This window comes from Delftia sp. WSY_16, assembly GCF_043104415.1.
GTDB classification, from domain to species: Bacteria; Pseudomonadota; Gammaproteobacteria; order Burkholderiales; family Burkholderiaceae_C; genus Comamonas; species Comamonas tsuruhatensis.
This window is the reverse complement of the sequence record NZ_JBICKS010000019.1, coordinates 648,472-660,208: the sequence shown is the minus strand read 5'-3', so window position 1 is coordinate 660,208 and position 11,737 is coordinate 648,472. Positions and strand designations below refer to the sequence as shown.

The following is an 11,737-nucleotide window of genomic DNA, read 5'->3' as shown; positions in this document are numbered from 1 at the left end:
ATGACACACCGCACTTCTTTTGCCTCCCGCCTTCGCGTGCTCACGGGTATGGCCCTTGTCGGCCTGCTGTCTGCCTGCTCGACCATCGACCGGGGCACGGCGCCCGCTCTGGAGACGAACGCCAGCTGGGCCGTGCTGCCCTTCGAGAACCACACCGAGACACCCATGGCCGGCAACCGCGCCGCCGCCATCGCCACGGCGCTGATCAATGCGCGCGGCGTGGGCCAGGTCAAGCGCTACACGGGCGATGCGCTGCAGGAGACGCTGTTCGACGGCCGCGACGCCAAGCGCCGCGAGGACGCCCTGGCCTGGGCGCGCGGCGAAGGCGTGCGCTATGCGCTGACGGGCGCGGTGGACGAATGGCGCTACAAGGTCGGAGTGGATGGCGAACCGGCCGTGGGCGTGACGCTGGAGATCGTGGATGTGGGCACCGGCGCCACCGTGTGGAGCGGCGCGGGCGCGCAAAGCGGCTGGAGCCGCGAGGCCCTGGCCGCCGTGGGCCAGAAGCTGATCCGCAATCTGCTGGGCACGGGCCTGGCCAACGCCCGATAAGCGCATCGAGGAACGATTTTCCATGCCAGACCAAGCCACCACGCCCAAGGCGGCACCGCATCCCGATGCACCGCGCCGAGCCGGCATTGCCGCGGAATTCAGGGGTTCGCCCCTGGGCCTGCTTGTGCAGACAAGCGCCAAGCCCTGGGTGGTGGTGGGAGAGACGCTGCTTTTGCCGTTGCTGGCCCTGTTGGTCGGCATGTGGGCCAACCCCGCCAACCCCCTGTGGGTGGAGGCGGAGTTTCCCTGGGCCTGGCTGGCGCCCGTGGTCGTGGCCCTGCGCTACGGGCCCGTTGCCGGTCTGTCGGCGTCCGGTGTGCTGCTGCTGGCATGGCTGGGCGTCAACCAGCGGGATCTGTCGCTGTTTCCCGAACAGTATTTCCTGGGCGGCCTGATCCTGGTCATGGTCGTGGGCGAGATCTCCAGCCTGTGGCGCGCGCGCATACGCCGTGCGCGCACGGCGCAGAACTACATGGACCAGCGCACCGAGCAGCTGATCCGCCAGCACTACCTGCTGCGCCTGTCGCATGACCGCCTCGAGCAGGAGCTCATAGGCCGTCCCGTGTCCATGCGCGACGCCATCAACGTGCTCAGCGGCCTCAGCGGCGCCGAGGGCGATGCGCAAAGCCTGCTCAACCTGCTGGCGCGCTTCAGCCAGATCAGCGTGGCCAGCCTGGTGCCCGTGCGCAACGATGTGCTGGACCCCACGCCCATTGCCCAGCTGGGCGGCGAGCGGCCCATCCATGTCCATGACCCGCTGGTGCGCCAGGCGCTGGACAGCCATGTGCTGTGCCATATCTCGCAAAGCATGGCGCAAGGCCAGCAGACGCAGTACATCGTCGTGGCGCCCATGCTGGACCTGGAAGGCGAGATCTACGGCCTGCTGCTGGTCGAGGAAATGCCTTTCTTCGCACTGCAGGAAGAAGCGCTGCAGACCATCAACCTGCTGCTGGGCTACTACACCGACAGCGTGGCTGCCAACAGCCTGGCCGCACCGCTGCTGCAGGCCTATCCCGACTGCCCGCCGCACTTCGCCTTCGAGGTGCAGCGCATGGAGCATGTGAACCGCAGCGCGCGCCTGAGCAGCGTGGTGGTGGCGCTGGAGCTGTCGCCATCGGCCGTCCAGGCGCAGATGGCCCAGCAGATCATGCGGCTGGAGCGCATGCTGGACCGTTCCTGGCTGCAGGAACGCGATGGCCGGCAGCTGCTGGCCATCTTCATGCCGCTGGGCACCAACGCCACGGCCGAGGGCTACCTGAACCGCATCGAGGCCTGGCTGGCCCAGCGCGGCGTGGCCTCGCTGGCCGATGCGGGCATCTTCCCGCGCACCATCTTGCTGGACCGCTGCTCGGCCATCAGCGTGCTGGAGCGGCTGCACCAGATGGGGCAGGGCCATGCTTAACCTCAAGCTGGCCCTGGGCGCGCTGGCCGCGGAAATCGCCTCCTGGAGCAGCCTGTGGCTGCTGCGCAGCCAGTCGGACGCCGCCCTGCTGGGCTATCTCATGGCCCATGGATTGGCCAGCGGCCTGCTGGCGCTGTGCCTGGCGCCGTTCCTGGCCACCTCGGCCAGGTCGGTGCGCCAGCGCCTGGCCCTGGTGGCGCTGATGGGGCTGTTTGCCTATGCCGTGCCGGTGGCCGGCATCCTGGGCGCCGTCGTGGCCACCATTGCGCTGCACACGCAGCGCGGCCCGCGCGGTGGCCAGCGCTTTCCGGTGATGCCCCTGCCCGATTTCGACCCGCACCAGCAGTCCGGCACCAGCCGCCGCCAGGCGGGCCTGCAGTCCTTCTTGGCCAATCCCAATGTGCCCGTCGCCTCGCGCATGCGAGCCATGGTGGCGCTGGGCAGCGTTCCGGGGCGCATTGCCTCGCCCATGCTGCGCACGGCGCTGGGCGATTCCAGCGAGGACCTGCGCCTGCTGGCCTACAGCATGCTGGACGCCAAGGAGCGCGAGATCAGCAAGACCATCCACCAGGAGCTGCAGCTGTTCGAGCATGCCCGCCAGTCCGAGGGCGATGCGCCCTACGGGCCGCGTGGCCTGCAGGCGGCGCGGGCGCTGACCGACCTCTACGCGGAGCTGGTCTACCAGGGCGTGGCGCAGGGCGATGTGCGCGACCACGCCATCAAGCAATCCCTGCACTACTGCGACCTGGTGCTCGCTCAGCGGCCCGACAACGCCTTGCTGCTGCTGCGCCGTGGCCGGCTGCTGCACATGCAGGGCAGGGCGGTGGAGTCGCTGGCCTGCTATGAGCGCTCGCTGGCGCTGGGCATGGAGCCGGCACGCGTCGTGCCCTACCAGGCCGAGCTGCTGTTCGATCGGCGCGAATTCGCCAGGGCGCAGGCCCTGATGCGTTCGCTGGACATCGAGCAAGCCCTGCCGCGCCTGAAGCCCAGCATCCGCTACTGGAGTGCCTCATGAGCCGTGCGAGCCAGTTCCCCACGGCGGCCAATGCGGACATCGCGCTGCTGCTGGAAGGCACTTTCCCCTATGTCAGCGGTGGTGTGTCCAGCTGGGTCAACCAGATCCTGCAGGCCTATCCCGAGCACCGCTTTGCCATTGTCTTCCTGGGCAGCCGGCGCGAGGACTATGGCGATTTCCGCTACGCACTGCCGCCCAACGTGGTGCACTTCGAGCAGCACTACCTGTTTGACGCGCTGCACTCCAATATCCAGCCCGCCCCTTCGCGCGGCCATCCCGAAGCCTTGGCCAAGGCCCAGGAATTCCTGGGTGCGCTGGAGGCGCATGACGGCAGTGCCGAAAGCCGGGCCAAGGTGCTGGCGGCCATGCGCTCCATTGCGCTGGAGCTGCAGCCCGGCGGCAGCCTGCCGCTGGAGGATTTCCTGCACAGCGAATTCGCCTGGGACCTGATCCGCGACAGCTACCGGCGCCACTGCACCGATCCATCGTTCGTGGACTTCTTCTGGACCGTGCGCATCATGCTGCAGCCGCTGTGGCTGATGGCGCGCATCGCCCACGGGCTGATTCCGGTGCGCGTGCTGCACACGGTCTCCACGGGCTATGCGGGGTTTCTGGGGGGGCTGCTGCACCATTCGCGCGGCCTGCCGCTGGTGCTGTCCGAGCATGGCATCTACACCAAGGAACGGCAGATCGACCTGCTGCAGAGCACCTGGATACGCGACAACCGCAACATCTTCCAGCGCGACCCCATGGAGGTGTCGTTCTTCCGGCAGATGTGGATACGGTTTTTCGACTGGATGGGGCGCTTTTGCTATGGCGCGGCCGACCCCATCATTGCGCTGTACGAGAACAACCGCCTGCGCCAGGTGGCCGATGGCGCGGCGGCAGAGCGCACGGTCAGCATTCCCAACGGCATCCGCATAGAGCGCTTTGCGCCGCTGCGCACCCAACGGCCGGCCGAGACGCCGCCCGTGCTGTGCCTGATCGGCCGCGTGGTGCCCATCAAGGACATCAAGACCTTCATCCGCGCCATGCGCCGCGTGGTCAACCGGATGCCCCAGGCCCAGGCCTGGGTGGCCGGCCCCACGGCCGAAGACCCGGCCTATGCCGATGAATGCCAGAACCTCGTGGACAGCCTGGGCCTGCAGGCCAACGTACGCTTTCTGGGCATGCAGAAGGTGGAGGAGTTGCTGCCCAAGGTGGGCGTGGTCGTGCTGTCGTCCATCAGCGAGGCGCTGCCCCTGGTGATTCTCGAAGCACAGGCCGCCGGCGTGCCCGTCGTCAGCACCGACGTGGGCTCGTGCCGCCAGCTCATCGACGGGCTGGGGCCCGAGGACCAGGCCCTGGGCTCGTGCGGGCGCGTGGTCGGCATTGCCAACCCCGAGGCACTGGCCGATGCCTGCCTGGAGCTGCTGGCATCGCCCGGGCAATGGCAGGCCGCCAGCGCGGCCGGGATTGCGCGCGTGGAGCGCTACTACTCCGACCGGCTGCTGTTCGAGCGCTACAGGCAGGTCTATGACAGGGCGCTGCAACAGTCCGAGGAAAAACACTGATGGCCGGCATTGGATTCGAACTGCGCCACCTGCTGCGCAAGAACACGCTGACCAGCGTGCTCCAGGCCTACGCCTATGCGGGCGTGATCGGCTCGGGGCCGTGGGTGTTCTCCATCATCGGCATCCTGCTGGTGGGGGTGTTCAGCGTCAGCGTAGTGGCGCCGCCGCTGCTGGTCACGCAGTTCCAGACCTCGGTCACCTACCTGGTGGCCAGCAGCCTGATCCTGACCGGGGCGGCGCAGCTGGCATTCACGCGCTTTGTCTCGGACCAGCTGTTCCTCAAGAAGGACGAAAGCATCCTGCCCAACCTGCATGGCCTGCTGCTGGTGGTCGTGGCCACGGCCAGCGCGCTGGGCACGCTGGCGCTGTTCGTGGTGCTGCCGGGCCAGGGCCTGCTGTACCGCGTGCTGATGCTGGCCGGCTTCACGCTGATGTGCGTGGTCTGGGTCATGACCGTGCTGCTGTCGGGCCTCAAGCACTACCGGGCCATTGCCGGGCTGTTCGGCGCCACCTACCTGCTCATCGTGCTGCTGGCGCTGCCGCTGCGGTACTGGGGGCTGGAAGGGCTGCTGGCCAGCTTCGTGATCGGCCACGTGCTGCTGCTGGCCGGCATGTGGCTGATCGTGCTGCGCAGCTTTCCGCTGCAAAAGCGCTGGATCGCCTTCGACTTCACGCAGCGCTCGCTGATCTTTCCGGCGCTGATCGCCATCGGCGTGCTCTACAACCTGGGCATCTGGATCGACAAGTTCATGTTCTGGTACTACCCGCCGACCTCGCAGCAGATCATCGGCGGGCTCAGGGCCTCGCTGATCTACGACCTGCCGGTGTTCCTGTCCTACCTGTCCATCATCCCGGGCATGGCGGTCTTTCTGGTGCGCATCGAGACCGACTTCGTCGAGTACTACGACAAGTTCTTCGATGCCGTGCGCGGCGGCGGATCGCTCGAGTACATCGAGTCCATGCGCAACGAAATGGTCTACGCCATCCAGGCGGGCCTGGGCGAGATCGCCAAGGTGCAGACGCTGGCCGTTCTCGTCACCCTGGTGGCCGGACCGGCCATCCTGCAGTTGCTGGGCATCTCCCAGCTGTACCTGCCGCTGCTGCATGTGCAGGTGGTCGGCGCCGGGCTGCAGGTGGGCGTGATGGCCGTGCTCAACGTGTTCTTCTATCTGGACGAGCGGCGCATCGTCTTCATGCTGTGCCTGCTTCTGGTGGTGCTGAACATCGCCTTCACGGGCATTTCGCTGGCGCTGGGCGCCGCGTTCTATGGCTACGGCTTTTGCCTGGCCATGCTGGTGACGCTGTGCGTGGGCCTGTTCATGCTCTCGCGCGAACTCAACCGGCTCGAGTACAAGACCTTCATGCTGCAGTGACCGGCAGGCATCTCTCGCCCTTTGCCGATTTGCACGGTCTTGATCCAGCGTGTTGGCGGGGGGCGCCGGTCTGCGCGACAATACGGGATTCGGCGCCGGCACCCAACCGAGACAAAGGTTCCGCCAAGGAACCATTCATTACAACGATTGCGCACCTTGCGTGCAGCGGCCGCCGCCTTTCGCTTTTTCCACTCCAAAGCTTTAAGCCATGAAAAAACGCACCCTCTTGGCCATGGTGGCCCTGTCTGCACTGCTGGCAGCCTGCGGCAAGAACGAGTCCGCATCGACCGCCGCCGCGCCGGTTGCCGCCCCCGTGCCGGCAGCCATGACCAAGTTGGTGATCGGCCTGGACGACAACTTCCCGCCCATGGGCTTTCGTGACGACAAGAACGAGATCGTCGGCTTCGACATCGACATGGCGCGTGAAGCCGCCAAGCGCATGAACGTGGAGGTGGACTTCAAGCCCATCGACTGGAGCGCCAAGGAGGCCGAGCTGGTCGGCAAGCGCGTCGACGCGCTGTGGAACGGCCTGACCATCACCGAAGAGCGCAAGAAGAACATCGCCTTCACCGCGCCCTACATGGAGAACCACCAGATCATCATCGTGCGCGCCGACTCCGACATCAAGGACAAGGCCGGCCTGGCCGGCAAGGTCGTGGGTGCACAGGATGGCAGCTCGGCCGTGGACGCCATCAAGAAGGACGCCGCCGTGGCCGCCAGCTTCAAGGACCTGAAGACCTTCGGCGACAACATCACCGCGCTGATGGACCTGTCGGCCGGCCGCCTGGACGCCGTCGTGGTCGACGAGGTCGTGGGGCGCTTCCACGTGGCCAAGAAGGCTGGCGAGTACCTGGTGCTCGAGGACAACTTCGGCACCGAGGACTACGGCGTGGGCCTGCGCAAGGAAGACACCGAAGTTCTGGGCAAGCTTGAAGCCGCGCTGGCCGAGATGAAGAAGGACGGCAAGGCCGCCGAAATCGCCTCCAAGTGGTTCGGCAAGGACATCATCAAGTAAATCCGGCACACCATGCGACCGGCAAGGCCAGCCTGGCATTGCCGGTCTTTTGCGTTCTGGGACGCACGCGCCCGTGGCTGCCCGGATCCTGCCGATGCCGGCGGGGCCGCGCACCGCACTGAGGCCATTCGATGGAATATGTAATCTCGCTCATGGGGCCGCTGTCCGCTGGCGCCCTGGTCACCCTCAAGCTCTTCGTCATCACCCTGGCGCTGTCCATTCCCCTGGGACTGTCGCTGGCGCTGATGCGCATCTCCCGCTTTCCCGCCCTGAGCCGGCTGGTCGGCGGCTACATCTGGCTGATGCGCGGCACGCCGCTGATGCTGCAGATGCTGTTCATCTACTTCGCGCTGCCCTTCGTGCCCGTGATCGGCGTGCGCCTGCCCGATTTCCCGGCCGCCGTGGTCGCCTTCGCGCTGAACTACGCCGCCTACTTCGCCGAAATCTTCCGCGCGGGCATCCAGTCCGTGGACCGCGGCCAGTACGAGGGCGCCAAGGTGCTGGGCATGAGCTACGGCCAGACCATGCGCCGCATCATCCTGCCGCAGATGTGGGCGCGCATCATCCCGCCTGTGAGCAACGAGACCATCACCCTGGTCAAGGACACCTCGCTCATCTACGTGCTGGCCCTGAACGATCTGCTGCGCGCGGCGCGCGGCATCGTGCAGCGCGATTTCACCATCACGCCCTTCGTGGTGGCCGCAGGCTTCTATCTGGTCATGACTCTCGTGTTGACCTGGATCTTCCAATACCTAGAAAAACGCCATGCCAAATACGACGCGTGATAACGCGCCCGAGACCATGATCTCGGCGCAGAACATCTGCAAGGGCTTTGGCGGCGTGCCGGTGCTGCGCGGCGTTTCGCTGGAGCTGGCGCGTGGCGAGGTGGTGGCCATCATCGGTCCCTCGGGATCGGGCAAGAGCACCTTTTTGCGCTGCCTCAACCACCTGGAAACCATTGACAGCGGCCGTGTCGCCGTTGAAGGCGAAGTGCTGGTGGACAGCGGCGCGGACGGCCGCGCCCACTACGTGCCCGAGGCGCAGATCCGCCAGATCGGCCGCAAGATGGGCATGGTGTTCCAGTCCTTCAACCTGTTCCCGCACCTCACGGTGCTGGAGAACGTCATCGAGGCGCCGATCGTCGTCAAGGGCCTCAGGCGCGAGCAGATCGTGCCCAAGGCCGAGGCGCTGCTGCACAAGGTGGGCCTGCTGGAAAAGCGCGATGCCTATCCCAACCGTCTGTCGGGCGGGCAAAAGCAGCGCGTGGCCATTGCCCGGGCCCTGGCCATGGAGCCCGACATCCTGCTGTTCGACGAGCCCACCTCCGCGCTGGACCCCGAGCTGACCGGCGAGGTGCTGCGCACCATGCGCGAGCTGGCGCAGGAGCACATGACCATGCTGGTCGTGACCCACGAGATGGGCTTTGCCCGTGAAGTGGCCAATCGCGTGATCTTCATGGACAAGGGGGAGATCGTCGAGCAAGGCCCTGCGGAAGCATTCTTTGCGGCGCCGCAGCACACACGGACCCAGGCATTCCTGCAGAACATGTTGTAAAAAAACATCTGTCCAGTCCGGATTTTCCCCAGGTCCAGAGAGCGTGCAACGCTTGTGTAGCAAGCAAAGCATGCTCTTTTTTTTATGGCGGTTTCTGCCATGACTTTTTGAGAAACATACACGGATGTATGTTTATCTCGGTCGGTGGTGAGCAAGCAGCGGCACCTGTCTGCACAATAGCGGGCTTGCCTGCGAACATTTATCGACCGCACCACAGCATGATCCCAACCGCCTCTTTCGTGGAGTTGCGCAACGTCACCTTCGGCTATGGCGAGCGTGTGATCCTGCGCGACCTGTCGCTGCAGGTGCCGCGCGGCAAAGTCACGGCCCTGATGGGCGCATCGGGCGGGGGCAAGACCACCGTGCTGCGCCTGATCGGCGGCCAGCAGCATGCCCAGCAGGGGCAGGTGCTGTTCGATGGCAAGGACGTCACCGCCATGGACGCCGCGGGCCTGTACGCTGCGCGCCGGCGCATGGGCATGCTGTTCCAGTTCGGCGCCCTGTTCACCGACATGAGCGTGTTCGACAACGTGGCCTTCCCGCTGCGCGAGCACACCGACCTTCCCGACGAACTGGTCCGCGACATCGTGCTCATGAAGCTGCATGCCGTGGGTCTGCGCGGTGCGCGCGACCTCATGCCCAGCGAGATATCGGGCGGCATGGCCCGCCGCGTGGCGCTGGCGCGGGCCATTGCACTGGACCCCGAACTGGTCATGTACGACGAGCCCTTCGCCGGGCTGGACCCCATTTCCCTGGGCACCGCTGCCCAACTGATCCGAGAACTCAACGACGCCATGGGCCTGACCTCCATCCTGGTGTCCCATGACGTGGAGGAAACCTTCCATGTGGCCGACCATGTGGTCATCCTGGGCAACGGCGGTGTCGCCGCCCAGGGCTCGCCCGAGGAAGTCAAGGCCAATCCCGATCCGCTGGTGCAGCAGTTCATCCACGCACGCGCCACCGGCCCCGTACCCTTCCATTACCCCGGCGTGAGTGCCGAAGAGGATTTCGGCACGCCTGAAAGCCCGGTCAAGGCCAACGGCCGGAGGCGCGCATGAACCGGCTGCATCCCGCTCGCATCGGCGCGGCAGTGCGCCACCAATTGACCCAGCTGGGCATGGGCACCCGCCTGTTCGGCCGCCTGCTCGCGCTGATGGGGCCGGCGCTGGGCAGGCCGCGGCTGATTGGCGACCAGATCCATTTCCTGGGCAACTATTCGCTGGCCATCATCGGCGTGTCCGGCCTGTTCGTCGGTTTCGTGCTGGGCCTGCAGGGCTACTACACCCTGCAGCGCTACGGCTCGGCCGAGGCGCTGGGCCTGCTGGTGGCGCTCTCCCTGGTGCGCGAGCTCGGCCCCGTCGTCACGGCGCTGCTGTTTGCCGGCCGTGCCGGCACGGCGCTGACGGCCGAGATCGGCCTCATGAAGGCCGGCGAGCAGTTGTCGGCCATGGAAATGATGGCCGTGGACCCCGTGCGCCGCATCCTGGCGCCGCGCTTCGTGGCCGGCCTGATCGCCATGCCGCTGCTGGCCGCTGTCTTCAGCGCCGTCGGCGTGATCGGCGGCTGGCTGGTGGGCGTGGTCATGATCGGCGTCGATGGCGGTGCCTTCTGGGGCCAGATGCAAAACGGCGTGGACTGGTGGTATGACCTGGGCAACGGCGTTCTCAAGAGCCTGGTGTTCGGCGTGGCGGTGACCTTCATCGCGCTGCTGCAGGGCTATGCAGCCAAGCCCACGCCCGAAGGCGTGTCCCGCGCGACCACGCGCACGGTGGTGATGGCCTCGCTGGCCGTGCTGGGGCTGGACTTCCTGCTCACGGCCACGATGTTCAGCCTTTGACACGGCGCCGAAGCCACCCCCGCAAAACAAGGAAAAACAAACCATGCAGCAATCCAAGAGTGATGTCTGGGTCGGACTGTTCGTGCTGATCGGCGCTGCGGCGCTGGTGTTCCTGGCGCTGCAGTCGGCCAACCTGCTGAGCCTGAGCTTCCAGAAAACCTACACGCTGACCGCGCGCTTCGACAACATCGGCGGACTCAAGCCCAAGGCGGCCGTGCGCAGCGCGGGCGTCGTCGTGGGCCGCGTGGAATCCATCACCTTCGACGATCAGGTCTTTCAGGCCAGCGTGACCATGGCCATGGAAAACCGCTACGCGTTTCCCAAGGACAGTTCCCTGAAGATCCTGACCAGCGGCCTGCTCGGCGACCAGTACATCGGCATCGAAGCCGGCGCAGATGACCACAACCTCAAGGATGGCGACCGCGTCGTCGCAACCCAGTCGGCCGTTGTGCTGGAAAATCTGATCGGACAGTTCCTCTACGGCAAGGCCGAGCAGGGTGGCAGCTCCGGTGCAGGAGGCAAAGAATGACAACCAACCATGAACAGGCGACCGTGGGTCGCCCTGCAGTCCAGGCAGCATCCTGGCAGCGCGCAGCCATGCTGGGCACATTGGCCGCCGCTTCGCTGCTCAGCGGCTGCGCCACCGCGCCGGGCGAGGCCCGCAATCCCCAGGACCCGTTCGAGCCGTTCAACCGCAGCGTCTACTCGTTCAACGACGGCCTGGACCGTGCCGTCCTGAAGCCGGTGGCCACGGCCTACCGCGACGTCACTCCGCGTCTGGCCCGCGATGGCGTGAGCAATTTCTTCTCCAACCTCAGCGATGTCTGGTCCTTCGTGAACAACGCGCTGCAGGGCCAGGCCGAAGGCGCCTACAACTCCGTCGTGCGGTTCTCGGTGAATACGGTCTTCGGCCTGGGCGGCTTGCTCGACATCGCCAGCGAGGCCGGCATCGAGCGCCAAAAGCAGGACTTCGGCCAGACCCTGGGTCGTTGGGGCGTGCCCACCGGGCCGTACCTGGTGCTGCCGCTGCTGGGCCCGTCCACGGTGCGTGACACGGCGGCTCTTCCGGTGGATGCCTGGGGCAACCCCATGTCGGCGATCAACGACATCCCGGTTCGCAACAGCCTGTATGTGCTGCGACTGGTGGATACACGTGCCCGCCTGCTCAATGCCTCCGACACACTGGACTCCGTCGCGCTCGACCGCTACAGCCTGACGCGCGATGTCTACCTGAACCTGCGGCGTGGCAAGTCGGGTGATGACGGTCGCATCGAGGATTACGACGACGATGCCGGCAAGCTGCCGCCCGAAGACGGCGCGAAGTAAGCAGTTCGTAACATCCCGAGATGAAAAACGGCCGCTGCCTGACATGGCGCGGCCGGAAAAATGTGCAATATCAACCCGGTCCGGGGCATGAGGCCCTGCTGGGAAAGGAA

The 11,737-nt window shown here is 66.1% G+C and carries 12 protein-coding genes; all 12 read left to right on the top strand.

From position 1 onward, the window contains the following. Positions 1-552 (top strand): hypothetical protein, encoded by a 552-nt coding sequence (locus tag ACF8O7_RS12445; protein WP_016445568.1) that lies wholly within the window; start codon positions 1-3, stop codon positions 550-552. A gap of 22 nt (positions 553-574) precedes the next feature. Further along, positions 575-1,954, top strand: a complete 1,380-nt coding sequence (locus tag ACF8O7_RS12440) for a PelD GGDEF domain-containing protein (RefSeq protein ID WP_016445569.1) — start codon at positions 575-577, stop codon at positions 1,952-1,954. Beyond that, positions 1,947-2,969: a hypothetical protein gene (locus ACF8O7_RS12435; protein ID WP_392443426.1), complete on the top strand. Its 1,023-nt coding sequence runs from the start codon at positions 1,947-1,949 to the stop codon at positions 2,967-2,969. The genes ACF8O7_RS12440 and ACF8O7_RS12435 overlap by 8 nt, the downstream gene beginning before the upstream one ends. Beyond that, positions 2,966-4,522 carry a GT4 family glycosyltransferase PelF gene (gene pelF / locus ACF8O7_RS12430; protein ID WP_392443423.1) on the top strand — a complete coding sequence of 519 codons (1,557 nt, stop codon included), beginning with the start codon at positions 2,966-2,968 and terminating at the stop codon, positions 4,520-4,522. Before ACF8O7_RS12435 ends, pelF begins: the two co-directional genes overlap by 4 nt. Then, positions 4,522-5,895 carry an exopolysaccharide Pel transporter PelG gene (gene pelG / locus ACF8O7_RS12425; protein WP_016445572.1) on the top strand — a complete coding sequence of 458 codons (1,374 nt, stop codon included), beginning with the start codon at positions 4,522-4,524 and terminating at the stop codon, positions 5,893-5,895. The genes pelF and pelG overlap by 1 nt, the downstream gene beginning before the upstream one ends. Before the next feature lie 208 nt (positions 5,896-6,103). Continuing rightward, the gene (locus ACF8O7_RS12420) at positions 6,104-6,910 is read left to right on the top strand and encodes an amino acid ABC transporter substrate-binding protein (protein WP_016445573.1); all 807 of its coding nucleotides are present in this window, start codon (positions 6,104-6,106) and stop codon (positions 6,908-6,910) included. 131 nt (positions 6,911-7,041) lie between these two features. Beyond that, on the top strand, positions 7,042-7,695 hold the full coding sequence (locus tag ACF8O7_RS12415) for an amino acid ABC transporter permease (RefSeq protein WP_012207336.1): 654 nt from the start codon (positions 7,042-7,044) through the stop codon (positions 7,693-7,695). Further along, positions 7,676-8,464, top strand: a complete 789-nt coding sequence (locus ACF8O7_RS12410; protein WP_392406271.1) for an amino acid ABC transporter ATP-binding protein — start codon at positions 7,676-7,678, stop codon at positions 8,462-8,464. Before ACF8O7_RS12415 ends, ACF8O7_RS12410 begins: the two co-directional genes overlap by 20 nt. Positions 8,465-8,682: 218 nt before the next feature. After that, on the top strand, positions 8,683-9,522 hold the full coding sequence (locus tag ACF8O7_RS12405; protein ID WP_034364774.1) for an ABC transporter ATP-binding protein: 840 nt from the start codon (positions 8,683-8,685) through the stop codon (positions 9,520-9,522). Further along, positions 9,519-10,301: a lipid asymmetry maintenance ABC transporter permease subunit MlaE gene (mlaE, locus tag ACF8O7_RS12400; protein WP_016445576.1), complete on the top strand. Its 783-nt coding sequence runs from the start codon at positions 9,519-9,521 to the stop codon at positions 10,299-10,301. The genes ACF8O7_RS12405 and mlaE overlap by 4 nt, the downstream gene beginning before the upstream one ends. Before the next feature lie 43 nt (positions 10,302-10,344). Next, positions 10,345-10,830 carry an outer membrane lipid asymmetry maintenance protein MlaD gene (gene mlaD, locus ACF8O7_RS12395; RefSeq protein ID WP_016445577.1) on the top strand — a complete coding sequence of 162 codons (486 nt, stop codon included), beginning with the start codon at positions 10,345-10,347 and terminating at the stop codon, positions 10,828-10,830. Beyond that, positions 10,827-11,627, top strand: a complete 801-nt coding sequence (locus tag ACF8O7_RS12390; RefSeq protein WP_046239369.1) for a VacJ family lipoprotein — start codon at positions 10,827-10,829, stop codon at positions 11,625-11,627. Before mlaD ends, ACF8O7_RS12390 begins: the two co-directional genes overlap by 4 nt. Positions 11,628-11,737: the final 110 nt, after the last annotated feature.